This is a genomic window from Streptomyces sp. NPDC017940 (assembly GCF_044328435.1).
GTDB lineage: Bacteria > Actinomycetota > Actinomycetes > Streptomycetales > Streptomycetaceae > Streptomyces.
The window spans coordinates 79,822-104,347 of record NZ_JBIRHJ010000008.1 but is presented as its reverse complement, the minus strand read 5'-3'; the positions used below and the strand labels follow the sequence as shown (position 1 = coordinate 104,347).

At 71.7% G+C, this 24,526-nt stretch carries 20 protein-coding genes and 1 pseudogene; 10 read left to right on the top strand and 11 right to left on the bottom strand.

Annotated features, from left to right (window positions below):
• Positions 1-101 precede the first annotated feature (101 nt).
• Together ACH4DX_RS26775 and ACH4DX_RS26770 are read right to left on the bottom strand one after the other, a co-directional pair.
• On the bottom strand, positions 102-1,433 hold the full coding sequence (locus ACH4DX_RS26775; protein WP_398119926.1) for an ArsA family ATPase: 1,332 nt from the start codon (positions 1,431-1,433) through the stop codon (positions 102-104).
• A 70-nt stretch (positions 1,434-1,503) separates the two neighbouring features.
• A complete protein-coding gene (locus ACH4DX_RS26770; RefSeq protein ID WP_398157058.1) occupies positions 1,504-2,478 on the bottom strand; it encodes an ArsA-related P-loop ATPase in 975 nt (324 codons plus the stop codon).
• A gap of 107 nt (positions 2,479-2,585) precedes the next feature.
• Here ACH4DX_RS26770 and ACH4DX_RS26765 point away from each other — a divergent pair, with 107 nt between their 5' ends.
• From ACH4DX_RS26765 to ACH4DX_RS26750, 4 genes are all read left to right on the top strand, one after another.
• Positions 2,586-2,747, top strand: coding sequence for a DUF4177 domain-containing protein (locus ACH4DX_RS26765; protein WP_003975360.1), 162 nt, complete (start codon positions 2,586-2,588; stop codon positions 2,745-2,747).
• Complete coding sequence (locus tag ACH4DX_RS26760) at positions 2,744-3,214, top strand: RidA family protein (protein ID WP_398157057.1); 471 nt, start codon at positions 2,744-2,746, stop codon at positions 3,212-3,214. Before ACH4DX_RS26765 ends, ACH4DX_RS26760 begins: the two co-directional genes overlap by 4 nt.
• Positions 3,215-3,351: 137 nt before the next feature.
• On the top strand, positions 3,352-4,329 hold the full coding sequence (locus ACH4DX_RS26755) for an NUDIX hydrolase (protein WP_398157056.1): 978 nt from the start codon (positions 3,352-3,354) through the stop codon (positions 4,327-4,329).
• A gap of 166 nt (positions 4,330-4,495) precedes the next feature.
• Positions 4,496-5,344, top strand: coding sequence for an MBL fold metallo-hydrolase (locus ACH4DX_RS26750; RefSeq protein ID WP_398119930.1), 849 nt, complete (start codon positions 4,496-4,498; stop codon positions 5,342-5,344).
• Between the two features lie 80 nt (positions 5,345-5,424).
• On the opposite strand, the gene ACH4DX_RS26745 is transcribed toward ACH4DX_RS26750, so the two are convergent.
• Positions 5,425-6,099 (bottom strand): Crp/Fnr family transcriptional regulator, encoded by a 675-nt coding sequence (locus ACH4DX_RS26745; protein WP_016642758.1) that lies wholly within the window; start codon positions 6,097-6,099, stop codon positions 5,425-5,427.
• Between the two features lie 484 nt (positions 6,100-6,583).
• On the opposite strand from ACH4DX_RS26745, the gene nth reads away from it, so the two are divergent.
• From nth to ACH4DX_RS26730, 3 genes are all read left to right on the top strand, one after another.
• Entirely contained in the window at positions 6,584-7,525 is a 942-nt protein-coding gene (nth, locus tag ACH4DX_RS26740) for an endonuclease III (RefSeq protein ID WP_398157055.1), read from the top strand.
• A gap of 421 nt (positions 7,526-7,946) precedes the next feature.
• Positions 7,947-8,621, top strand: a complete 675-nt coding sequence (locus ACH4DX_RS26735; RefSeq protein WP_398120061.1) for an NUDIX hydrolase — start codon at positions 7,947-7,949, stop codon at positions 8,619-8,621.
• 127 nt (positions 8,622-8,748) lie between these two features.
• Entirely contained in the window at positions 8,749-9,951 is a 1,203-nt protein-coding gene (locus ACH4DX_RS26730; protein ID WP_398119933.1) for a MarP family serine protease, read from the top strand.
• A gap of 106 nt (positions 9,952-10,057) precedes the next feature.
• Here ACH4DX_RS26730 and ACH4DX_RS26725 read toward each other — a convergent pair whose 3' ends face one another.
• From ACH4DX_RS26725 to ACH4DX_RS26700, 6 genes are all read right to left on the bottom strand, one after another.
• Positions 10,058-10,252, bottom strand: a complete 195-nt coding sequence (locus ACH4DX_RS26725) for a hypothetical protein (RefSeq protein ID WP_398119934.1) — start codon at positions 10,250-10,252, stop codon at positions 10,058-10,060.
• A gap of 145 nt (positions 10,253-10,397) precedes the next feature.
• Positions 10,398-11,399: an alpha/beta fold hydrolase gene (locus ACH4DX_RS26720; RefSeq protein ID WP_398157054.1), complete on the bottom strand. Its 1,002-nt coding sequence runs from the start codon at positions 11,397-11,399 to the stop codon at positions 10,398-10,400.
• Positions 11,396-11,893: a phage holin family protein gene (locus tag ACH4DX_RS26715; RefSeq protein ID WP_398119938.1), complete on the bottom strand. Its 498-nt coding sequence runs from the start codon at positions 11,891-11,893 to the stop codon at positions 11,396-11,398. Before ACH4DX_RS26715 ends, ACH4DX_RS26720 begins: the two co-directional genes overlap by 4 nt.
• 103 nt (positions 11,894-11,996) lie before the next feature.
• Positions 11,997-13,394: a Na+/H+ antiporter NhaA gene (gene nhaA, locus ACH4DX_RS26710; protein ID WP_398157053.1), complete on the bottom strand. Its 1,398-nt coding sequence runs from the start codon at positions 13,392-13,394 to the stop codon at positions 11,997-11,999.
• A 344-nt stretch (positions 13,395-13,738) separates the two neighbouring features.
• Positions 13,739-15,745 (bottom strand): acetate--CoA ligase, encoded by a 2,007-nt coding sequence (gene acs / locus ACH4DX_RS26705; RefSeq protein WP_398119941.1) that lies wholly within the window; start codon positions 15,743-15,745, stop codon positions 13,739-13,741.
• A 49-nt stretch (positions 15,746-15,794) separates the two neighbouring features.
• Positions 15,795-18,533 (bottom strand): SulP family inorganic anion transporter, encoded by a 2,739-nt coding sequence (locus ACH4DX_RS26700; RefSeq protein ID WP_398157052.1) that lies wholly within the window; start codon positions 18,531-18,533, stop codon positions 15,795-15,797.
• A 297-nt stretch (positions 18,534-18,830) separates the two neighbouring features.
• On the opposite strand from ACH4DX_RS26700, the gene ACH4DX_RS26695 reads away from it, so the two are divergent.
• Complete coding sequence (locus ACH4DX_RS26695; RefSeq protein WP_398157051.1) at positions 18,831-20,153, top strand: hypothetical protein; 1,323 nt, start codon at positions 18,831-18,833, stop codon at positions 20,151-20,153.
• A 61-nt stretch (positions 20,154-20,214) separates the two neighbouring features.
• Here the strand turns inward: ACH4DX_RS26695 and ACH4DX_RS26690 are convergent, their stop codons facing one another.
• Entirely contained in the window at positions 20,215-21,201 is a 987-nt protein-coding gene (locus tag ACH4DX_RS26690) for an ATP-binding protein (protein ID WP_398119946.1), read from the bottom strand.
• A gap of 116 nt (positions 21,202-21,317) precedes the next feature.
• Between ACH4DX_RS26690 and ACH4DX_RS26685 the strand changes: the two genes are divergently transcribed.
• Positions 21,318-22,133, top strand: a complete 816-nt coding sequence (locus ACH4DX_RS26685) for an oxidoreductase (RefSeq protein ID WP_398119948.1) — start codon at positions 21,318-21,320, stop codon at positions 22,131-22,133.
• Positions 22,134-22,644: 511 nt separating this feature from the next.
• Here ACH4DX_RS26685 and ACH4DX_RS26680 read toward each other — a convergent pair.
• The gene (locus tag ACH4DX_RS26680; protein WP_398157050.1) at positions 22,645-23,472 is read right to left on the bottom strand and encodes an HAD family hydrolase; all 828 of its coding nucleotides are present in this window, start codon (positions 23,470-23,472) and stop codon (positions 22,645-22,647) included.
• 526 nt (positions 23,473-23,998) lie between these two features.
• On the opposite strand from ACH4DX_RS26680, the pseudogene ssd reads away from it, so the two are divergent.
• Positions 23,999-24,514 (top strand): annotated as a pseudogene (gene ssd / locus ACH4DX_RS26675) (septum site-determining protein Ssd); the annotation flags it as partial.
• Positions 24,515-24,526 lie beyond the last annotated feature (12 nt).

Here is a 24,526-nt window from a genome sequence, read left to right as displayed (position 1 = left end):
CATCACGCCGCCGAGTACCGGGGCGAGTAACCGGTACGAGACTGCGTACGAGTACGAGTACGGCTTACGAGTACGAGTACGGCTTACGAGTACGGCTGAGGTCACGTGGACGCGAGCTGGTCGCCGATGGCGCGCAGCCCGTCGAGGTCGTGCACATCGCCAGGCAGCGCGGCCACCTCCGCCACCGCCACCTCGGGGTGCAGCGCCGTGAAGCGGTCCCGCGTGTGCCGCTCACGGGCGAGCAGCCGCATGCGCTCCGCGTGCAGCCGCAGCAACCCCGCCGTCAACTGCTCCACGGACGCGGAGCCGGAGCCGGAGGACGTACTCGGGTCGGAGTCGGAGCCGGTGCCGGTCTGCTCGGTCGAAGGTGAACTGCCCGCGGCCGCAGGGGAGTCGGAAGCGTCAGGGGAGTCGGAAGCCTCAGGGGAGCCGGAAGCCTCGGACTCCGAGGAGTCACGCAGACCAACATTCCCGCCCTCCTGATCCACAATGCCGGACGCCTCAAGATTTTCCGCCGCGGCAAGAGCACGCTCGGCCGAGAGCTCCGCCGCCCCGCTGCCGTGCACCCGGTTGAGGACCAGGCCGGCCAGCGGCATGTCGTCCGCCGCGAGGCGCTCCACGAAGTACGCCGCTTCCCGCAGCGCGTCCCGCTCCGGCGACGCCACCACGAGGAACGCCGTACCCGGCGCCTGCAACAGCCGGTACGTCGCGTCCGCGCGCTTGCGGAAGCCGCCGAACATGGTGTCCATCGCGGCCACGAACGTCTGCACGTCCCGCAGCAGCTGGCCCCCGAGCAGCTTGCCGAGGGCCCCCGTCATCATCGACATCCCGGCGTTCAGGAACTTCATCCCGGCCCGGCCGCCCATCTTCGCCGGGGCCATCAGGAGCCGGATCAGCTTGCCGTCGAGGAAGGAGCCGAGCCGCTTCGGGGCGTCCAGGAAGTCGAGGGCGCTGCGTGACGGCGGTGTGTCGACCACGATCAGGTCCCACTCGTCGCGGGAGCGCAGCTGCCCCAGCTTCTCCATCGCCATGTACTCCTGCGTGCCCGCGAAGCCCGCGGAGAGCGACTGGTAGAAGGGGTTGGACAGGATGGCCCCGGCCCGCTCCTTGTCCGCGTGCGCCTCGACGATCTCGTCGAAGGTGCGCTTCATGTCGAGCATCATGGCGTGCAGTTCGCCGCCGCCGTGGACGTCCTTCACCCGCCGCGGCACGTTGTCCAGCGAGTCGATGCCCATGGACTGCGCCAGCCTGCGCGCCGGGTCGATCGTCAGGACCACCACCGTGCGGCCCCGCTCGGCGGCGCGCAGCCCGAGCGCGGCCGCCGTGGTCGTCTTGCCGACGCCCCCCGAACCGCAGCACACCACGATGCGGGTCTTCGGATCGTCGAGCAGCGCGTCGACGTCGAGCGGGTCACGTGCCGGATCGAGGCTCATGCGTTCCCAGCTTCCACGGTTCCTGGTGTGTACGCCGTTCCCCCGGATGTGCGCTCGCCGGGCCCGGACGTCATGCGACCCCCTGCGTCCGCAGTTCCGCCGCCAGCTCGTACAGACCCGCCAGGTCCATCCCCTCGGCGAGGAGCGGCAGTTCGTGCGGGGGCAGGCCGTGCCCGGCCAGGACGGCCCGCTGGGCGGCCTCCAGGGCGTGCCGCTCGGCGTACTCCGCGGCCTGCGCGAGGAGGGGGTCCACGAGGCGCCCCGCGGCGCCACGCGCCCCGCCGAGGCCCGCGGCCGCCAGGGTCTTCGCGATGGCCGTGCGCGGTGTCCCGCCGAGGCCGAGGTCCAGCTCGGCCTCGGCGAGCAGCGCGGGCCGCACCATGTTCACGATGACGCGGCCCACCGGCAGCTGCGCGGCCCGCAGCTCGGCGATGCCGTCCACCGTCTCCTGGACCGGCATCTCCTCCAGGAGGGTCACGAGGTGCACGCTCGTCTCCGGAGACTTCAGCACCCGCATGACGGCCTGCGCCTGATTGTGTATCGGCCCGATCTTGGCGAGCCCCGCGACCTCGTCGTTCACGTTGAGGAAGCGGGTGATGCGGCCGGTCGGCGGGGCGTCCATGACCACGCGGTCGTACGCGTAACGCCCCTGCCTGTCCTTGCGGCGCACCGCCTCGCAGGCCTTGCCGGTCAGCAGGACGTCGCGCAGGCCGGGCGCGATCGTGGTCGCGAAGTCGACGGCACCGAGCTTCTTCAGGGCGCGGCCCGCGCCGCCCAGTTTGTAGAACATCTGGAGGTAGTCGAGCAGGGCCAGTTCGGGGTCGATGGCCAGGGCGTACACCTCCCCGCCCCCCGGAGCGACGGCGATCTTCCGCTCCTCGTAGGGCAGCGCCTCTGTCTCGAAGAGCTGCGCGATGCCCTGCCTGCCCTCGACCTCGACGAGGAGGGTGCGCTTTCCCTCGGTCGCGAGGGCGAGCGCGAGGGCTGCGGCGACCGTGGTCTTGCCGGTACCGCCCTTGCCACTGACGACCTGGAGCCTGCTCACGTATTCGAGCCTAACCAGTCGCCCGGCGGGCTACGCATGTGGATGCCCCGCGGGACCGGTTCCGAGCCCCGCGCGAGGCCCTGCCCGGCAGGCATTACCCTCGCCGTATGACCAAGTGGGAATACGCAACCGTGCCGCTGCTCGTCCATGCCACGAAGCAGATCCTGGACACCTGGGGCGAGGACGGCTGGGAGCTCGTCCAGGTCGTCCCCGGACCGAACAACCCCGAGCAGCTCGTGGCCTACCTGAAGCGGGAGAAGCAGGCGTGAGCGGCGTGGTCGAGGCCCGCATCGCCGAGCTCGGCCTGACCCTGCCCGCGGTCGTGCCGCCGCTCGCGGCCTACCGGCCCGCCGTCCAGTCGGGCGTGTACGTGTACACGGCCGGGCAGCTGCCCATGGTGGACGGCAAGCTGCCGGTCACCGGCAAGGTCGGCGCGGAGGTCACCCCCGAGGAGGCCAAGGACCTGGCCCGCACGTGCGCCCTGAACGCGCTCGCCGCGGTCAAGTCCGTCGCCGGGGAGCTCGACCGCATCGCGCGCGTGGTGAAGGTCGTCGGCTTCGTCGCCTCGGCCTCCGACTTCACGGCCCAGCCCACCGTCATCAACGGCGCCAGCGAACTCCTCGGCGAGGTCCTCGGCGACAAGGGCGTGCACGCCCGCAGCGCGGTCGGCGTGGCGGTCCTTCCCCTGGACGCCCCCGTGGAGGTCGAGATCCAGGTGGAGCTGCTTCCCGAGTAGCCGGTCCCCGTCCGCCCCCGGGCCGCTACCTCCGCCGTTCCCGCCGCGGCCACGGCCCTGGTGCCGGGCACCCGGGACGACGTACACCACAACAGCGGCCCCTCGAACATCCGCACCTCACCGGATAGCCTCCGCCCATGGCGAATGGGCAGTGGTACCCCCCGGAGTGGCCCGACCGCGTCCGCGCCCTCGCGGCGGGCGAGCTGACGCCCGCCACGCCGCGCCGGGCGGCCACGGTCATGCTCCTCCGGGACACCGGAGCCCCCGGGACGACGGGCCCCGGCGGGACCGACGCAGCCCCCGGGACCACGGGACCCCCCAGTATCACCGGAGCCCCCGAAACCACCGGAGCCCCCGAAACCTCGGGAACCCCCGGCCCGCAGGTCCACATGCTGCGCCGGCGTACGTCGATGCCCTTCGCCGGCGGCGCGTACGCCTACCCCGGCGGCGGTGTGGACCCCCGGGACGACGACCACCACGTCCGCTGGGCGGGCCCGCCGCGTGCCGCCTGGGCGACCCGCCTCGGCCTGGACGGGGCCGCCGCCCAGGCCGTGGTGTGCGCGGCCGTGCGGGAGACGTTCGAAGAGGCGGGCGTGCTGCTCGCGGGACCGACCCCGGACACCGTCGTCGCCGACACCACCGGTGACGACTGGGAGAAGGACCGCGTGGCCCTGGTCGCCCGCGACCTCTCCTTCGCCGAGTTCCTCGACCGCCGTGGCCTGGTCCTGCGCAGCGACCTCCTGGGCGCGTGGGCCCGCTGGATCACCCCGGAGTTCGAGCCGCGCCGCTACGACACCTTCTTCTTCGTCGCGGCCCTCCCGGAGGGTCAGCGCACCCGCAACGCCTCCACGGAGGCCGAGAGCACCGTCTGGATCAGCCCCCGGCGGGCCGCCGAGCGCTACGACCGCGGCGAACTCCTGATGATGCCGCCGACCATCGCCACGCTCCGCCAGCTCTCCGGCTGCGCCACGGCCGCGGCCGCCCTCGCCGCCGCCCCGGACCGCGACCTGGCCCCGGTCCTCGCGCGGGCCCGGATCGCGGACGGCGAACTGGTCCTGTCCTGGCCCGGCCACGAGGAGTTCACGAAACACGTCCCGACGGGCGACACCGCATGAGCCCCCGCCGCCGGTCCCGCACGTCCCACCGCCGGTCCCGCACGTGCTGCCACCGGTCCCGCACGCCCACCCGGCGGGGCCGAGCGCCCCACTGCCGGGCCCGAGCGCCCCACCGCCCGCCTCGCCGGCAGCCCCCGCACCCGCACCCGACGGGAGTCACCCCCGTATGACCGAAGCAGCCGCCCTCCCCGGCCAGCCGCGCGGCGGCGTCCTCGGTGGCCCCGCCACCGAACGTGCCGTCAACGTCCTCGCCCCCAACCCCTCCGCGATGACCCTCGACGGCACCAACACCTGGATCGTCGCGGAACCGGACTCCGACCTCGCGGTCGTCATCGACCCCGGCCCGCTCGACGAGGGCCACCTCGCGCGGGTCGTCGCCACGGCGGCGGAGGCGGGGCGGCGGATCGGCCTCACCCTGCTCACCCACGGCCACCCCGACCACGCCGAGGGCGCGGTCCGGTTCGCGGAGCTGACGGGCAGCGAGGTCCGTGCCCTCGACCCGGCGCTGCGCCTCGGCGACGAGGGCCTGGGGGCGGGCGACGTGATCACCACGGGCGGCCTGGAGCTGCGCGTCGTACCCACGCCCGGACACACGTCGGACTCCCTCTGCTTCCATCTGCCCGCCGACGGCGCCGTGCTGACGGGCGACACGATCCTCGGCCGCGGCACGACGATGGTGGCCCACCCCGACGGACGTCTCGGCGACTACCTGGACTCGCTGCGGCGCCTGCGCTCCCTGACGGTCGACGACGGCGTGCACACGGTGCTGCCGGGCCACGGCCCGGTCCTGGAGGACGCCCAGGGCGCCGTGGAGTTCTATCTGGCGCACCGCGCGCACCGCCTCGCGCAGGTGGAGACGGCCGTCGAGAACGGGTACGTGACGTCGGGCGAGGTCGTCGCGCACGTGTACGCGGACGTGGACCGGACCCTGTGGCCCGCCGCGGAACTGTCGGTGCGGGCACAGCTGGACTACCTGGTCGAGCACGGCCTGATCCAGCGCCCGGGCACACCCTGATGCCGTGAACGGCTCGTGGCGCGGAGCCCACCGTGAAGGGGGTTCCGCGCCACAGGGGTCCGCGGGGGCCGCCTACTGGGTCAGCGCGAGCGCTTGGCGAGGCGCTCCACGTCGAGCAGGATCACCGCGCGCGCCTCAAGGCGCAGCCACCCGCGGCCCGCGAAGTCGGCCAGTGCCTTGTTGACCGTCTCGCGGGAGGCGCCGACCAGCTGGGCCAGCTCCTCCTGGGTGAGGTCGTGCACCACGTGGATGCCCTCCTCGGACTGCACGCCGAAGCGGCGGGACAGGTCGAGCAGGGCGCGGGCCACACGTCCCGGGACGTCGGAGAACACGAGGTCCGACATCTGGTCGTTGGTCTTGCGCAGGCGCCGGGCGACGGCGCGCAGCAGGGCGGCGGCCACCTCCGGGCGGGCGTTGAGCCAGGGCTGGAGGTCGCCGTGGCCGAGGCCGAGCAGCTTGACCTCGGTGAGGGCGGAGGCCGTGGCCGTACGCGGGCCGGGGTCGAACAGCGAGAGCTCGCCGATCAGCTCGCCGGGGCCGAGCACCGCGAGCATGTTCTCGCGGCCGTCCGGGGACGTCCGGTGGAGCTTCACCTTGCCCTCGGTGACCACGTACAGGCGGTCTCCGGGGTCGCCCTCGTGGAAAAGCGCGTCTCCGCGCGCGAGGGTCACCTCACTCATGGAGGCGCGGAGCTCCGCGGCCTGCTCGTCATCGAGCGCCGCGAAGAGCGGGGCGCGCCGCAGAACGTCGTCCACGAGTTCTCTCCTTGTCGACCTGCATCAGGGGACCGTGCCCCCAGTTTGCCGGACGGTTCAAACAGTGTGATCAGTCACTCAAGTCTGCCGCACTTGTGACGGGGGCAATGCGGAAGGGGGCCAATTGGGGGCCGATCCGGGGGACCGGCGACGGATACGGACGTCCGCGCGTACGTCGGACATCTGCTCCCTGCCCCGTGAGAGCACAGGCTACGGCGGCGAGGGCCAAGGTTGTGCACATGGATTCCGCTGTGGGCGAACACGTCGACGTTACCGCAGGGAAACGGACAAAGCGGGCGTCGCGCGGGGCGTGCAGCGGAGGCGTGTGCCCGCGCGCGCTCCCCCGCCCGGCCGGCCGAGGTGCCGGTGGCGGGACTCCTCGCGGGTTCGCGCGGGGGCCTCGCAGGTTTGCGCGGGGGCTGCGACGCGGTGACAACCGGGCATCTCCGCCGTCCATGTCAGTGAAGGACCGTACGCTGGCGACATGGCGAAAGAAGGCGTGTCAGAGGGTTCCGGGGACGGAGGCGTGACGGTGCCGAAGAGGACGTCCGGGGCGGCGGGCAAGGGCGGCAAGGCGAGCCCCGCGAAGGGCGCCCCGAAGGGTGCCGCCGCCGCCGAGAAGGCCGCCGCCGCCCCCGCGAGGAAGCCGCCCAAGCCCCCGCAGTCGCGCACGGCCCTGGTGCGGCAGGCCCGGCGCATCAACCGCGAGCTGGCCGAGGTGTACTCGTACGCGCATCCCGAGCTGGACTTCGAGAACCCCTTCCAGCTCCTGGTCGCCACGGTCCTGTCGGCCCAGACCACGGACCTGAGGGTGAACCAGACCACGCCCGCCCTCTTCGCCGCGTATCCGACCCCCGAGGACCTAGCCGCCGCCAACCCCGAGGAGATCGAGGAGCTGATCCGCCCGACCGGCTTCTTCCGCGCCAAGACGAAGTCGATCATGGGTCTCTCGGTCGCGCTGCGCGACGAGTTCGGCGGTGAGGTCCCGGGCCGTCTGGAGGACCTGGTCAAGCTGCCCGGCGTGGGCCGCAAGACCGCCTTCGTCGTCCTCGGGAACGCCTTCGGGGTCCCCGGCATCACCGTGGACACCCACTTCGGCCGTCTCGTGCGCCGCTGGAAGTGGACCGAGCAGACCGACCCCGACAAGGTCGAGGCCGAGGTCGGCACGCTCTTCCCGAAGAGCGAGTGGACGATGCTCTCGCACCGCGTGATCTTCCACGGCCGCCGCATCTGCCACTCCCGCAAGCCCGCCTGCGGCGCCTGCCCCATCGCCCCCCTCTGCCCGTCGTACGGAGAGGGCGAGACGGACCCCGAGAAGGCCAAGAAGCTCCTGAAGTACGAGATGGGCGGCATGCCGGGCCAGCGGCTCAAGCCCCCGCCGGACTACCCCGGCAAGGCGGCGCCACCGCTGGGCGCCGCCGGGTGAGCCTGCGGACGGCCGCCCGCCGCGACGAGGAAGCAGAGGAACCATCCGCGATCCCCGGGGCGTTGTGCCGAGAGGGACGGGGGTGCCGATGACGCGAGCGAGCGGCATGCACACAGGCGACAGCGACACGGACACGAGCGGCGGCCCCGGCGACCCGCGGGAGGGTGACGGTGGCTTGCCTGAGGGCCACGGGGGTTCGCCTGAGGGCCACGGCGGCTCGCCGGACGGCCACGGCGGCCCTGTAGGCCCGCAGGGGGGTCACGGTGGCCGCGCGAGTGTGCGGGGCGATCACGGCGGACCGCGGGGCCAGGACGGCAGGCCCAGCGGGTCCGGCGGCCCCGGCAGTCCCGGCGGCCCCGGCAGCTCCGAGCCGGACGGCGAGCGTGCCCGTGACCACACCCGCCGGGACGACCACCACGCGCTGACCGCCCAGGGCCTCCTCACCGCCGAGGGGCTGCCCGACTGGCTGACCCCCGTGGTGCGCGCGGTCGAGACCGTGCGGCCGCACCAGCTCAGCCGTTTCCTGCCGCCGAAGAACGGCGGCGGTCGCCAGTCCGCGGTCCTCGTCCTCTTCGGAGAGGGCGTCAAGGGACCCGAGCTGCTCCTCATGGAGCGGGCGAGCTCGCTCCGCTCGCACGCGGGCCAGCCCTCGTTCCCCGGCGGCGCCCTGGACCCCGAGGACGGCGACCCGCGCGGGGAGGGCCCGCTGCGGGCCGCGCTGCGCGAGGCCGAGGAGGAGACCGGCCTCGACCCGAGCGGCGTCCAGCTCTTCGGGATGCTGCCGAGCCTGTTCATCCCGGTGAGTGACTTCGTGGTGACGCCGGTCATCGGCTGGTGGCGGGCGCCGAGCCCCGTCGGCGTCGTCGACCCCGCCGAGACGGCCCGTGTCTTCACGGTGCCCGTGGCCGATCTCACGGACCCCGCCAACCGCGCGACGACGGTGCATCCGAGCGGTCACAGAGGCGCGGCGTTCCTCGTCGAATCCGCCCTGGTCTGGGGTTTCACGGCCGGAATCATCGACAGGCTGCTGCACTACGCGGGCTGGGAGCGCCCCTGGGACCGGGACCGCCAGGTCCCGCTCGACTGGGGCTCATGACAAGGTTGCGGGGACCGGGGCCCGGGACGGCTCCCCCGTCCCGCGGGACGGTCGTGCCGTCCCGCTCCCCACGGCAGACGCGAGGCGAGGCGAGTCGGGCAATGATGCGAGGCGAGGACTGAATTCCGTGAACCTGCTGGACATCCTGCTGCTGCTCGCCGCCGTATGGTTCGCGATCGTCGGCTACCGCCAGGGTTTCGTCGTCGGCATCCTCTCGGTGACCGGCTTCCTCGGCGGCGGCCTCGTCGCGGTGTATCTCCTGCCGGTGGTCTGGGACGCCTTCACCGACGAGGGCGCCGAGGTCAGCACCGGCGCGGCCGTGGCCGCCGTGATCGTCGTCATCGTCTGCGCCTCCGTCGGCCAGGCCTTCACCACCCACCTCGGCAACAAACTGCGCCGGTACATCACCTGGCAGCCCGCCAGGGCCCTGGACGCCACGGGCGGCGCGATGGTCAACGTCGTCGCCATGCTGCTCGTCGCCTGGCTGATCGGCTCTCTCCTCGCGGGTACGACGCTGCCCACGCTCGGCAAGGAGGTCCGCAACTCCAAGGTGCTGCTCGGCGTCGACCGCGCCCTGCCCGGCCAGGCCGACACCTGGTTCACGGACTTCTCCTCGGTCCTCGCGCGCAACGGCTTCCCGCAGGTCTTCAGCCCGTTCTCGAACGAGCCCATCAAGGACGTCGAGCCGCCGGACCCCAAGCTCGTGGGCAGCGAGGTCGCCGCCACCGCCAAGCGCTCCATCGTGAAGGTCAGCGGCGACGCGCACAGCTGCGGCAAGGCCCTCGAAGGCACCGGCTTCGTGTTCGCCCCGCGCCGTGTGATGACGAACGCGCACGTGGTCGGAGGCGTCGACGAACCCAAGGTGCAGATAGGCGGCGAGGCCGAGAAGTACGACGCCAAGGTCGTGCTCTACGACTGGAAGCGCGACATCGCCGTCCTCGACGTACCCACACTGCGCGCCCCGGCCTTGCGGTTCACGTCCGCGGACGCGGAGAGCGGCAACAGCGCGATCGTGGCGGGCTTCCCCGAGGACGGCCCCTACGACGTGCGTTCCGCGCGCGTACGCGGCCGCATCACGGCGAAGGGCCCGGACATCTACCACCGGGGCACGGTCCGCCGCGATGTGTACTCGCTGTACGCCACGGTCCGGCAGGGCAACTCCGGCGGCCCGCTGCTCACCCCGCGGGGCGAGGTCTACGGCGTGGTGTTCGCCAAGTCCCTCGACGACCCCGACACCGGGTACGCGCTGACGGCGGACGAGGTGCGTACGGACATCGAGCGCGGCCGCACCGCCAACCAGGAGGTCGACAGCCAGGGGTGTGCCCTCTAGAGCCGCCTGCGGGGGAACGTCCGGGGTGCCTGGAGCCGCGTGCCTGGGGACGTCCGGGGTGCCTGGAGCCGCCTGCCGGGGGGCATCCGGGGCGCCGGGCGTCGGGTCAGTCGCGCGTGTGGCGCAGCCGGGCGGACATCCAGCGGGCCCTGCGGCGCAGGATGCGCGGGATGCCGATGACTTGAACGGAAGCCGCCATATCGGGGTGTCCCGAATCCCGCGGACCGCCCTTGTCGTGGTTCACCACGGCGGCGGTGCGGCGCTTGCGTGCTACGTCACTGTAGTCGTGCGTCCAGCCCATACCCCGACGTGTGCCCGCGCCCCAAGGTCAGTAACCTCGCCCGCGGGCCCCAATTGGCCTATGCGGAGGGCAATTGGCGTTCGTGGGACAGCAGTTCCCCGCGCGTTCGCGGACGGTTCCGCCACTGGCTCCCGGCGGCCCGGTCTCACCGGTCCGGCTCGGGGTCCTTCAGCCACGAGACCAGCTCGGAGGAGAACGCCACCGGGTCCTCCTCGTGCGGGAAGTGCCCGAGCCCGTCGAACAGCCGCCAGCGGTAGGGCGCTTCGACGTACTCGCCGGACCCGGCCGCGCTGCGCGTACGCATCACCGGGTCGAGGGAGCCGTGCAGATGCAGCGTCGGCACCCGCACGGGACGCTTCATGCGCCGGTTGAACTGGATGCCGTCGGGCCGCGCGAGGGACCGCACCATCCAGCGGTAGGGCTCGACCGCGCAGTGCGCCGTCGAGGGGATGCACATGGCACGGCGGTACGTCTCCACCGCCTCGTCGTCCGGCAGGCTCGGCCCCGACCAGTCCCGTACGAGCCTGCCCACCAGGGCACCGTCGTCGGCGACCAGCTGCCGCTCGGGCAGCCACGGCCGCTGGAAGCCCCACACGTACGAACCGGCCGTCGTCTGCCGGTGGTCCCGCAGCATCGCCGAGCGCCAGCGCCGCGGATGCGGCATCGAGGAGACGGCGAGGCGGCGCACCAGCTTGGGCCGCATCACCGCCGCCGTCCAGGCGAGGTAGCCGCCCAGGTCGTGGCCGACGAGCGCGGCGTCGGGCTCGCCCAGGGAGCGGACGACGCCGGTGATGTCCAGGGCGAGGTTGGCCGGATCGTAGCCACGCGGGGTCCGGTCGCTGCCGCCCACGCCCCGCAGGTCCATCGCCACCGCGCGGAAGCCCGCGTCGGCGAGTGCCACGAGCTGGTGCCGCCACGTCCACCAGAACTGCGGGAAGCCGTGCAGGAGCAGCACCAGCGGGCCGTCACCGAGCTCGGCGATGTGGAAGCGCGCGCCGTTGGCGGCGACGTCCCGGTGCGTCCAGGGGCCCTCGATCCGTACGGTCGAAGGGACCGGGGAGGCCCCCGCGGGGAACGCCGACGGGGTGCGGGCGGTCAAGGGGGACACCGCCGTGGTCTTGCCCGAGGGCGTGGCTTGCTCCGTCATGAAGTCGAGCGTGCCACAGCGCTGCCCCGCTCACCCGCCTCGAGCTCCACGGTCACCGTCGGGGGGACGGCGCGCGGGTGCGGCTTGGCGTGCGCGAGGACGGCGGCGGTCTCCTTGGCGGCGGCCGCGGCCTTCTGCGGGCCCTTGCCCCTGGCCGCCTTCTTGGCGAAGATCACACCGATCAGTGCGAGCACCCCCGCCACCAGGACGTTCGCGGCGAAGGACAGCACGAAGCAGATCGCGAGGTTCCAGCCGCTCCAGGTGCGGATGCCGTACGCCAGGGCGAAGCTCAGCATCGGCAGCGAGAAGATGAGGACGGCGGTCGCCGCGATGAACGCGGCGCTGCCGATCGCACCGCGCTTGACGTCCTGCGTCAGCTGGGCCTTGACCAGCGCGATCTCGTCGTGCACCAGCTCCGACATCTCTTTGCTCGCCGCCGAGACGAGCTGGCCGAGGCTGCGTTCGGTGCCGACGGGACCGTCGGGTGAGCTCATCGCTTGCTCCTCATTCCTCTGCTTCGGGTCGTGTCCGGGTCGTGTTCCCGGTGTGTCCCCAGTAGTGCGCCCGGTCGTGTGTCCGGCCGTGTTCCTGGTCAGATCATGCCGGACCGTGGCCCGCGTCGCTCGGTCCGGCCATCTCTCGCGCACGTCGGCGGTGCTCGTCCGCCTTCTTCTGGTAGATGTCCGCCATGCGCAGGTGGTAGGCCGGATCGTCCTGTTCGTAGATGTCGGGGACGCCGCTGAGGTCGTCGTCGCGCTCCTCGTCCTCCCACAGCTTGCGGTACTTCACGTCGCGTACCTTCAGCAGGATCGCGGAGAGCACGGCCGCTGTCAGGGAGCCCACCAGCACGGCGGCCTTGATCTCGTCGGTGAGCACCGGGTCGTCGCTGAAGGCGAGCTCCCCGATGAGCAGGGACACCGTGAACCCGATCCCGGCGAGCGAGGCGACCGCGAAGACGTCCGGCCAGGCCAGATCCTCGTTCAGCTCGGCCTTGGTGAAGCGGGCGGCGAGCCAGGTGCCGCCGAAGATGCCGATGACCTTGCCGACGACGAGACCGAGGACCACGCCGAGCGTCTCCGGCTTGGCGAAGACGTCCCCGAGCACCCCGCCGGAAACAGCGACACCGGCGCTGAACAGCGCGAAGAGCGGGACGGCGAGGCCCGCCGAGAGGGGGCGCACCAGGTGCTCGATGTGCTCGCCGGGGGAGTGCGGCTCGCCCTCCTCCTTGTGGCAGCGCAGCATCAGGCCCATGGCCACACCGGCGATGGTGGCGTGCACGCCGCTGTTGTACATCAGGCCCCAGACGACCAGGGCCAGCGGCACGTACACGTACCAGCCGCGTACGCCCTTGCGCAGCAGCAGCCAGAAGACCGCGAGGCCGATGACCGCGCCACCGAGCGCCGCGAAGTTCAGGTCGCTGGTGAAGAAGATCGCGATGATCAGGATGGCGAAGAGGTCGTCGACGACGGCGAGCGTCAGCAGGAAGGCGCGCAGCGCCGACGGCAGCGAGGTGCCGATGACGGCGAGGACCGCGAGGGCGAAGGCGATGTCGGTCGCCGTCGGCACCGCCCAGCCGGCGGCGGAACCGCCGCCCGCGACGTTGACCAGCGTGTAGACGAGCGCGGGCGCGGCCATGCCGCAGAGCGCGGCGATCACCGGCAGCGCCGCGGCCTTGGGGTCGCGCAGGTCCCCGGCGACCAGTTCGCGCTTGAGCTCGATGCCGGCGACGAAGAAGAACACCGCGAGCAGTCCGTCGGCGGCCCAGTGCTGCACGGACAGGTTCAGACCGAGCGATCCGGGCCCGACGTGGAAGTCCCTGACGCTCTCGTAGCTCTCCTTGAGCGGGGTGTTCGCCCAGATCAGCGCGGCGATCGCGGCCAGCAGGAGGAGTACGCCGCCCACGGTCTCGGTACGCAGCGCCTCGGCGACGAAATTGCGCTCGGGCAGGGAGAGACGGCCGAGGAACTTGCGGGTGGTGCGGGCGGGCGCGGCCACGGGATCGACCTCCGGTCGGTAGGCAGGGCAGAGCACTCGCCGACCAGACTTCCCGGCACACCTTGGTACTGCTTGTCCGTACTCCTTGCGGGTACTTCTTGTCGCGTTGTTGACGTTGATTCTTAGCGTACCTAATCGTGATGCCGGACGTATGTGGAGTAAGTGCCCCAAACGGCACTCTAGACACAAAAGAGGCACCCGGCGCGGGTGGCGCCGGGTGCCTCTGTGACTCTCTGGCCCGTCGGGGAGCTGGCTCCGTCGGGGGCCAGCCGGTTCCTGGGGGGAGCCGGTCCCGGTTCTTGGGGGAGCCGGTCCCCAGGGGTGGGGCCGGCCCTCCGGAGGGGCTAGTCCTCGCTGGGGGCGGCCGGGAGCTTGGTCTGGATCAGGTCCATCACGGACGAGTCCGTCAGCGTGGTCACGTCACCGAGCTGGCGGTTCTCCGCGACGTCCCGCAGCAGTCGCCGCATGATCTTCCCGGACCGGGTCTTCGGCAGCTCTGCCACGGGCAGGATCCGCTTGGGCTTGGCGATGGGCCCGAGAGTCGTCCCCACGTGGTCGCGCAGCTGGCCCACCAGCTGCGCGTCGTCCGCGTCGGCCGTGCCCCGCAGGATCACGAACGCGACGATGGCCTGCCCGGTGGTCTCGTCCGCGGCACCGACGACCGCGGCCTCGGCGACGGACGGGTGGGACACGAGCGCCGACTCGACCTCGGTGGTGGAGATGTTGTGCCCGGAGACGAGCATGACGTCGTCGACCCGGCCGAGCAGCCAGATGTCCCCGTCGTCGTCCTTCTTCGCGCCGTCCCCGGCGAAGTACCTGCCCTCGAAGCGCGACCAGTAGGTGTCGATGAACCGCTGGTCGTCACCCCAGATGGTGCGCAGCATGGACGGCCACGGCTCGGTGAGCACCAGATAGCCGCCGCCACCGTCCGGCACCTCGTTCGCCTCGTCGTCCACGACGGTGGCCGCGATCCCGGGCAGCGCGCGCTGCGCGGAGCCCGGCTTGGTCTCGGTCACACCGGGCAGCGGCGAGATCATCATCGCGCCGGTCTCGGTCTGCCACCAGGTGTCCACGATCGGGCAGGTGTCGCCGCCGATGTGCTTGCGGTACCAGACCCACGCCTCGGGGTTGATCGGCTCGCCCACCGACCCGAGCACCCGCAGGCTGCTGAGGTCGAACTTGGCGGGGATGTCGTCGCCCCACTTCATGAACGTACGGATCGCCGTGGGCGCCGTGTACAGGATCGTGACCCCGTACTTCTGCACGATCTCCCAGAACCGGCCCTGGTGCGGGGTGTCCGGGGTGCCCTCGTAGATCACCTGGGTCGCGCCGTTCGAGAGCGGTCCGTAGGTGATGTACGAGTGTCCCGTCACCCAGCCGATGTCGGCCGTGCACCAGTAGACGTCGGTCTCCGGCTTGAGGTCGAAGACGGCGTGGTGGGTGTACGACGCCTGCGTCAGATAGCCGCCGGAGGTGTGCAGGATGCCCTTGGGCTTGCCCGTCGTCCCCGAGGTGTAGAGGACGAACAGCGGCTGCTCGGCCTCGAACGCCTCGGGCGTGTGCTCCGCCGACTGCTTGCCGACCACGTCGTGCCACCACAGGTCGCGGCCCTCGGTCCAGGCCACGTCCTGCTCGGTGCGCCGGACGACGAGGACCTTGCCGACGCCCTGCGTGCCCTCGCGGCTCAGGGCCTCGTCGACCGCGGGCTTGAGCGCGGACGGCTTGCCCCGGCGGTAGCCCCCGTCGGCCGTGATGACGAGCTTGGCGTCGGCGTCCTTGATGCGCGCGGCGATGGCGTCGGCGGAGAAGCCGCCGAAGACCACCGAGTGCGCGGCGCCGATACGGGCGCACGCCAGCATGGCCACGACCGCCTCGGGGATCATCGGCAGATAGACCGCGACCCGGTCGCCCGCGCCCACGCCGAGGTCGGTGAGCGCGTTGGCCGCGCGGCTGACCTCGTCCTTCAGCTCGGCGTAGGTGATGGCCCTGCTGTCCCCGGGCTCACCCTCGAAGTGGATGGCCACCCGGTCTCCGTGGCCCGCCTCGACATGGCGGTCCACGCAGTTGTACGCGACGTTGAGACGGCCGTCCTTGAACCATTTCGCGAACGGCGGGTTCGACCAGTCGAGCGTCTCTGTCGGTTCGGTGGCCCAGGTCAGCCGGCGGGCCTGCGTCGCCCAGAAGCCGAGCCTGTCAGCCTTGGCCTGTGCATACGCCTCCGCCGTGACATTGGCGTGCGCCGCCAGGTCGGCCGGCGGCGCGAACCTGCGGTCCTCCTTGAGCAGGTTGGCCAGGCTTTCGTTGCTCACGACATCTCCCTTTCCCAGGGTGTCCGTTGTGTCCCAGGCCACAGCTCATCAGACACCCGGCCCCGGTGACAAGGGCTTGCCGGAAATTGGTTTAGACCTCTACCGCCCGGGCGGGGGTGACCTGGCTGAACACCTCGTCAGGCGCCTGCCCAGCGGGGGCCGTCCCACCCCCTCGGCCGCCGTGGCCGCCGTGGCCGCCGTCCGTGCCGTCGGACAGGAGATACGCCTGCGCCTCGCCCACGTGGAAGTACATCCCGTGCAGCTCCAGCGTCCCTTCGGCAAGCCGCTTCGCCACGACCTCGTACGCCTTTAGATGCTCCAGCTGTTGGACGACGTTGGTGAGGCAGAGCTGTTCGACGGCGTCGGCGGGGGCCCTGCCCGCGAGGCGCGGCCAGGGCCTGCTGGGCGCGGCTTCCGGTGCCGGGGGTGTGGCTTCCGCTCCTGGGGGCGCGGCTTCCGTCCGCAGGGGTGCGGCTTCCGGCCTGGCGGGTGTGGCTTCCGGCCTGGGGGGTGCCGTCTCCGGGTCGAGGGGTGCCGCCCCCGGCCTGGGGGGTGTGGCCTCCGGTCCGGGGGTGGGCGTGGTGCCACGTGCGGGGGTGGGCGTGGTGCCACGTGCGGGGGTGGGCTCGCCGGACGCGGTGGGTGGTGCGGGGGGCGCGGTGGGGCTCGCGGCCGTCGGGGGGCGCCCGGCCGTCGTGGAGTTCGCGGCCGTCGTGGGGCTCGCGGCAGAGTCGGGGCCTGTGCTCGCGAGGCCCTGCTCGGCCATCCGCGCCAGGCTGGGCAGCCCGTGCCGGAGCCACCTCTTGAGGGGCGTCTGCGCGCCGGTCGGCGGCGTGGTGAGCAGGGCCTGCATCGCGCCGCAGCCCGAATGCCCGCACACGGTGATGGACTTGACCTGGAGCAGGTCCACCGCGTACTCGATCGCGGCCGCCACCGAGTCGTCTCCGCTCTCGGCGCCGGGCAGCGGCACGAGGTTGCCCACGTTCCGTACGACGAACAGGTCGCCGGGACCGCTCGACGTGATCATCGATGTGACCACACGGGAGTCGGCGCAGGTGAGGAAGAGCTGCACGGGGTGCTGGCCCTCGCGCGCGAGTCGGGCCAGCTCCCCGCGCACGCGCGGCGCGGTGTGCCGCTGGAACGCACTGATGCCCTTGACCAGTTGATGCTGCTCCGGTCGCTCGGAACTCGGGCTCTCCTGGGGGCTCTCGCTCTCGCTGTCGCACTGGTGGTTGCGCCAGGGAGTCCACGGGCGGCAGCCGCACTGGGACGTGGCGGCGGGCTCGGCGATGCGCTGTCCACCGCGGCCGGTGACTTCGGCGCTGCCGCCCTGCGCGGCATGGGCGTCCAGCCAGCTGTGCAGCGACTCGTACGCCGCGTGGTCCATGAAGGAACCGTCGAGCTCCACGACGGCGTGCGCCCGCGGCGGCACGTGGTGCAGACAGCGGCTGAGCCGGGGCACCGCGAGGAACGTCAACTGTCCGCGTACGTGTACGTGGTGCACGCCCTCGGAGTCCTCCTCGCAGGTGATGCGGGTGCGGGCGAGGCGGTGCAGGGCGACGGACACGGCGACGGCGATGCCGATGGCCACGCCTTCCAGGACCCCGAACACGACCACGCCGAGGATGGTGGCGGCGTAGACGAGGAACTCCCGGTGCCTGCTGACCGTACGGATGTGGTTCAGGCTGACCATCTGGATGCCGACGGCCATGACGAGGGCGGCGAGCGCGGCGAGCGGGATCAGCTCCAGGACGGGCACGAGGAGCAGACAGGCCACCACCACCCAAACGCCGTGCAGCATCGTGGAGTTCCTGCTGACGGCACCGGCCCGGACGTTCGCCACGCTGCGCACCGCCACCCCGGCGATCGGCAGCCCGCCGAGTGCCCCTGACGCCATGTTCGCCGCGCCCTGGCCGAGCAGTTCGCGGTCCAGGTCGGCGCGGCCGGGGCGGCCCTCCGCGCTGGTGCGCTGAGCGGTGAGCTTGTCGATGGCGACCGCGCCGAGCAGCGACTGGACGCTGCACACCAGTGTCGTGGCGAGCACCGCCGCCACCAGGCCGAGAGCGGGGCCCTCGGGCAGTCCGGCAAGGGCGTGGCTGCGCCAGGACGGCAGATCCACCTTCTCCACGGCGAGCGCGGTGAGGCCGGTGAGGCCGGTGGCGGCGGTGACGGCGACGAGCGGTGCGGGGACGACGCGTGCCATCCGCCCGGCACGGCCGGGGATCCGCGGCCACAGGAGCAGGGCCACCAGGGTCAGGGCGCTGATCGACACGGCCGCCGGATGCAGGTCGGCCAACTGGGCGGGGAGCGCGCCGAGGTTGGCGATCACGGAGCTCTGCGGAGTGCCGCCGAGGACGATGTGCAGCTGGGCGACGGCGATGGTGACGCCGATGCCGGCGAGCATGCCGTGGACGACGGCCGGGCTCACGGCGAGCGCCGAGCGTGCCACGCGCAGACAGCCGAGGCCGATCTGGGCGAGGCCCGCGAGGACGGTGATGGCGCAGGTGGTCCGCCATCCGAACCGCTGGATGAGGTCGGCGGTGACGACCGTGAGGCCTGCGGCGGGGCCGCTGACCTGGAGCGGGGAGCCACCGAGACGACCGACGACGAGGCCGCCGACGGCGGCGGCGACCAAGCCCGCCTGGAGCGGGGCGCCGGTGGCGAGGGCGATGCCCAGGGACAGCGGCAGCGCGATCAGGAAGACGGCGAGGGACGCGGAGACGTCGGCGCCGGCGATGCGGAACTTCTTGCGCGGCGGTGGCGCGTGCGGCTGCTCGGCGTCGGGGTCATGAGCCGGGTCGGTGGCGCTGGTGGGGACGCAGGCAGACATGTTTCCCGTCTCCTCCGGGGCGGCGCGGTCGCGGAACGAGGGGTCCTCCGGCGGTTGCCGGGGGGCGGGTCGCGGCCGTGGGGCACGGCGTTGCAGCGGCGGGATGCCTCAACTCTCAGTAAACGAATCGTAATGCAGAGTAAAGGACGTACATGGATTTTAGTAGCAAATGGGTCAGGTGATCACTCCAAGGAGTGATTAAAAATACTGCTCGGCTTGTCGTAATAAATCTTTAAAGGCCCCGTGCGAAGTTGCTGACGTTCTGTCCCGACTTGTACGGAAGAAGGTGGGCGGAAGATGGCCGCCACTCCAAGGACCTCAGCCGCCCAGGGCCGTACCGGCGCGCGGGCGCGACGGGCGCGGCGGGCGGGCGCGGGCCTGGTCGTGCTCGCGGTCGGCGCGGCGGCGCTGGCCGGTTGCGCGGACGACAAGTCCGGCGCGGAGTCAGGCGCGCACGGCGCGAAGAAGCCCGCGGGCGCTCCGGCGCCCAAGACCGCGGTGCGGCTGATCGGGGACGGTTCGACCGCGTTCACCGGGCAGCAGCCGAGGCTGCCCCGTCCTGAGCGGCTGAGACCGGGCCAGAAGCCACCGCAGTTCGTGGTCTTCTCCTGGGACGGCGCCGGTGAGGACAGCCAGAAGCTGTTCTCCCACTTCCGCAAGGTCGCCAAGCGGAACAACACGACGATGACGTACTTCCTCAGCGGCGTGTACCTGCTCCCCGAGAGCAAGCGCAAGCTCTACAAGCCGCCCCAGCACCTGGCCGGCGCCTCGGACATCGGCTTCAACGACCGCCGGGGGATCAAGGACACCGTGGAGCAGCTCCGCGGCGCCTGGCTAGAGGGCAACGAGATCGGTACCCACTTCAACGGCCACTTCTGCGGCGCGGGCCGCGGCGTCGGCGAGTGGTCGGTCGCGGACTGGAAGAGCGAGATCCGCCAGGCCAAGTCCTTCGTCAAGGCGTGGAAGACCAACACGGGCCGCCGCAGTGCGCAGCCGCTTCCCTTCGACTACGACAGGGAGCTGATCGGCGCCCGCACCCCCTGCCTCGAAGGGCGCACCAACTTCATGCGCGCGGCCCGCCAACTCGGTTTCCGCTACGACACCAGCGGGGTGAACAACCAGGTCTGGCCCAAGAAGAAGCGCGGCCTCTGGGACCTGTCCATGCAGCTCGTCCCGGTCCCGGGGCGTGGCTTCGAGACGCTCACCATGGACTACAACTTCATGGTCAACCAGTCCGGTTCGACCTCACAGGGCGACCCGGACAAGCACGAGTACTGGGGCGACCAGATGCGTGACGGTCTGCTCAAGGGCTTCAAGCGCGCCTACAACGGCAACCGTGCTCCCCTCATCATCGGCAACCACTTCGAGTCGTGGAACGGCGGTACGTACATGCGTGCCATCGAGGAGACCATCGAGCGCGTCTGCACCAAGCGCGAGGTGCGCTGTGTCTCCTTCCGGCAGCTCGCCGACTGGCTGGACGCACAGGACCCGCAGGTCCTCGCCAGGCTGACCAAGCTCGGCGTGGGCAAGGCCCCCAAGGAGGGCTGGCGCGCCTACCTCTCCGCCAGGCCCGCCCCCGCGCCCAAGGGAGTCCCGGGCGCGGAGCCGGCCAAGCGGTGAGCCGATCGGACCCGGCCAAGCGGTGGGCCGGGCGGGCCCGGCCGGGTGCCGCCCGTGGTGGCTAGGCCGTCGCCGGTGCGTGCTCGCGCAGGACGAAGGCGGGGTCGACCTGGGCGGCCAGGTCGGCTCCGGTCCGCTCGTTGCCCCAGCTCTGGGCGTTCTTCAGGTGGAAGTGGACCATCTGGCGGGTGTAGCGCTCCCAGTCGCGGTGCTCGTACGTGGCGTCGGCCGCCTCGTGGAGCTTGGTCAGGGCGAGGCGGTTGGGTTCCTCCAGGAGGTCGAACCGGGGCGGACGGCCCTTCTCCATGGAGCGCACCCAGTCGGAGTGCCCGACGGTCACCAGGAGGTCGTCGCCGACCTGCTCGCGCAGGAAGTCGAGGTCGTCCTGGCCCTGCACCTTGTTGCCGACGACCTTGAGGTCGACGCCGAAGTCGTGTGCGTAGTCCTTGTACTGGCGATAGACGGAGACTCCTTTCCTGGTCGGCTCTGCGACGAGGAACGTCATGTCGAAGCGGGTGAACATCCCGGAGGCGAAGGAGTCCGAGCCCGCGGTCATGTCGACCACCGCGTACTCGTCGCGGCCGTCGACCAGGTGGTTCAGGAGCAGTTCGACCGCTCCGGTCTTGGAGTGGTAGCAGGCGACACCGAGGTCGGCTTCGGTGAAAGGCCCGGTGACCATCAAACGCACGGTGCCGCCGTCGAGTTCCACCGCCCGCGCACACGTTTCGTACACCGGGTTGTCCTCGCGGATCCGCAGCAGCCGCGAGCCCGCGCCGGGCGGCGTGGTCTTGATCATCGTGTCGGCGCCGGTGATGCGCGGGTTGGTGCCGCGCAGATAGTCCTTGATCAACGGCAGCCTGCCGCCCATGGCGGGCAGCTGGGCGGACTGCTCGTCGTCGAGGCCGAGGGCGGCGCCCAGGTGCTGGTTGATGTCGGCGTCCACCGCGACGACGGGTGCCCCGGTGGCGGCGAGGTGTCGGATGAAGAGCGAGGACAGCGTGGTCTTGCCGCTGCCGCCCTTCCCCACGAAAGCGATCTTCATGTTCATGTAGCGTAGTCGCGTGATCTTGCGCGAGGGCCCGCGTTAGCCGCCGGAGGCCCGGTTCGCGTGAAGAAGACCACTCCTTCGTGGCGGTCGCGGCCGTGGTGCGTAGGGTCGTACTCATGAGTACGAATGCCGATCCGTTGGTTGCCCTCGGCGCGCTGCCCGGTGTGCCCGACGCCGTGGACTCCGTGCGCAAGGCCGTCGACCGGGTCTACGGCCACCGGGTGATGCGGCGGCGAAGCACCGAGGTCACCTCCGAGGCGGCGCTGCGCGGCGCTCGGGGTTCCGCGGCGCTGTCCGGCGCCGATTGGGCCCTGGAGGAGGTGCGCAGGCGCAGTGACTTCGGCGGCGAGGGCGACGTCCGCGTCATGGGCGCCGCGCTGCGGCTGAGTGCGGAGGCGGGGCAGCTCCTGTCCATCTGGCGGCAGTCACCGCTGCGCGTCCTCGCCCGGCTGCATCTCGTCGCCGCGTCCGACTCCGACGAGGCGGCGGGCCGTCCGCGGCTCGCCGGTGAGCCGGTGCGGGAGCCGTTGATCGAGCTGGCCCTGCCGGACGCCGATGAGGTGGCGGGGCGCCTCGAAGGGCTCGCGCGGCTGGTGATCGCGGGCAGTGCGGCGCCGGCCCTGGTGACGGCGGCCGTGGTGCACGGCGAGCTGGCGGCCCTGCGGCCCTTCGGGTCGTGCAACGGCCTGGTCGCCCGTGCCGCCGAACGCATCGTCCTGGTGGGCAGCGGCCTGGACCCGAAGTCCATCTGTCCGGCCGAGGCGGGCCACGCGGAGCTGGGGCGGGCGGCCTATGTGGGCGCCCTCGAAGGATATGTGTCCGGGACTCCGGAGGGCATGGCCGCCTGGATCACGCACTGCGGTAAGGCGGTCGAACTGGGTGCCAGGGAGTCGACCGCGGTGTGCGAGGCGCTGCAACGCGGGGCGGCCTGAGGCGCTGCAACGTGGCGCTCCCTGAGGCGCTGCACCGTGGGGCTGCCTGACGCGACAACGCGGCTGCCTGCGGCGATCACGCGGGGCTGCCTGTGCGATCACCCCGAACAGGGTTGCGGCGGTACGAGGACTCGTACCGCCGCTGGCACGTTCACCGGGTTACCAAGCGTCCTCGAATGTTTGCCCATCAGGTCGGGAACTTTGCCCGTCACCTGGTGCGGCTGGCCCGTAATCGACGGGTCGACGTCGCGTGGGTGCTCGGTGACCGTGCTTCGGTCCGTGGGGCCAATCATTGCGGATAAAGGTGATCCTCTCGGATGTCCTTGGTCTCGCGGGCCGTTGACTCCTTTGTACTCCTGTCCTGGAGCGAGCGAAAGCCCTGGCGGGACTTCTTTACTTTTATGTTCAAACGGGTACGTATCGGGCGTCGGGACGATGGTGGAGCGGGCCGAGGCCTACGTACGCCACCTCGTCGGGGCTCACTGCTGGACGCCCCGGACCTGGGCAGCCCTCAGCCCGCGGTGGCGGCGCGGCGGCGGCTGGCGAACCACACGATGCCCGCGGTGGCCGCCGCGGCGCCGACGGCGGCCGCCGCGACCAGCGCGGGACGGGGCGGTGCGTGCAGCCGCTGCTTGAGCCGCACGGGGCGGTGGAAGTCGAGGATCGGCCAGTCGCGCGCGAGGGCCTCGCGGCGCAGCGCCCGGTCCGGGTTGACGGCGTGCGGACGGCCCACGGATTCCAGCATGGGCACGTCCGTGGCGGAGTCGCTGTAGGCGAAGCAGCGCTCCAGGTCGTACCCCTCCGACTCGGCGAGTTCCCGGACGGCCTCCGCCTTGGTCGGGCCGTACGCGTAGTACTCCACCTCTCCCGTGAAGCAGCCGTCGTCGCCGACGACCATGCGGGTGGCCACGACCCGGTCCGCGCCCAGGAGTTCGCCGATCGGCTCGACCACCTCGGCGCCCGATGTGGAGACGATGACGACGTCGCGCCCCGCGGTGTGGTGTTCCTCGATGAGCGAGGCGGCCTCGTCGTAGATGATGGGGTCGATCAGGTCGTGCAGCGTCTCCGCGACGATCTCCTTGACCTGCTCGACGTTCCACCCCCGGCACAGCGAGGACAGGTACGAGCGCATTCGCTCCATCTGGTCGTGGTCGGCGCCTCCGGCCAGGAACACGAACTGGGCATATGCGGTGCGCAGTACCGCCCTGCGGTTGATCAGGCCGCCCTGGTAGAACGACTTGCTGAAGGTGAGCGTGCTCGACTTCGCAATGACCGTCTTGTCCAGGTCGAAGAAGGCGGCCGTGCGGGGCAGGGAGTGGTTTTCCACGAGGTCGAGCATAGGCGCCCACCATTCGGCGTAAGCTGAGGCGCGTGGGTTTGCCTGAGAAGGCTCTCGGGTACACCATGGAAGTCACGGATCGTTCGCGACCGTGCTAACCCGGTCTGGCTCCTCCCCCCCCGAGTCGGACCGTGGGGACGACCCCCGCTCTCCCCCCCGGCGGGGGTCGTCGCATGTCCGGATGGGTTTTCACCCTCCTTTCCTGATCTTTTCCGATCGTCTGCGTCCTTGTCGCGCCTCGGTGGCGCCGATGTCGCGCGCTCATGATTCGTCACTGTGCGTGTTCGTTGGGCTGCGCTCTGGAAGGCGTTCGGGTCGTCACCGGTATGGGTGAAGGAGATATCCACAACCGGCCCGATCTCCACAGTTATTGACCAAGATCCACACGATTTCCGGGATCGCCCCACGCTGGATTCCGTTCGTGAAGTTCATGGCCGGATTCCGCTGGCCGGTCTTCGCGTACGCGATCCGGATGCGCACAACCGCGCATTCGAAGGGACTCGCAGCGAGAGGGGGCCGGAAGATCGTGAGTGAAGTCATTGCGTGCGACACACCGCCGTCGTCCGGGGAACAGGCGGGCGGACCGCTGATCGTCACGGAGGACGTGGACCTGCTGGACGACCTGCTGCGGCTGTGCGCGGCGGCGGGAGCACGGCCGGAGGTGCACCACGGTGTGCCCGAGCGCAGGGGCGGCTGGGAGTCCGCGCCGCTCGTGCTTGTCGGGGACGACGCGGCGGACCGGGTCCGTGGGGCCGCCCGGCGGCGCGGGGTCGTGCTCGTCAGCCGGGATCAGGACGACCCGGGGGTGTGGCGGCGCGCCGTGGAGATCGGCGCGGACGACGTCCTCGTCCTTCCCGACGGCGAACAGTGGCTCGTGGACCGCATCGCCGACGTCGCCGAAGGCGCCGGGACGCCCGCCCTGACCATCGGCGTCATCGGCGGCCGCGGCGGCGCCGGGGCCTCCACGCTGGCGTGCGCCCTCGCCGTCACGGCGGCGCGGGCGGGGCGGCGCACCATGCTGGTCGACGCCGACCCTATTGGAGTACGCGCAGGT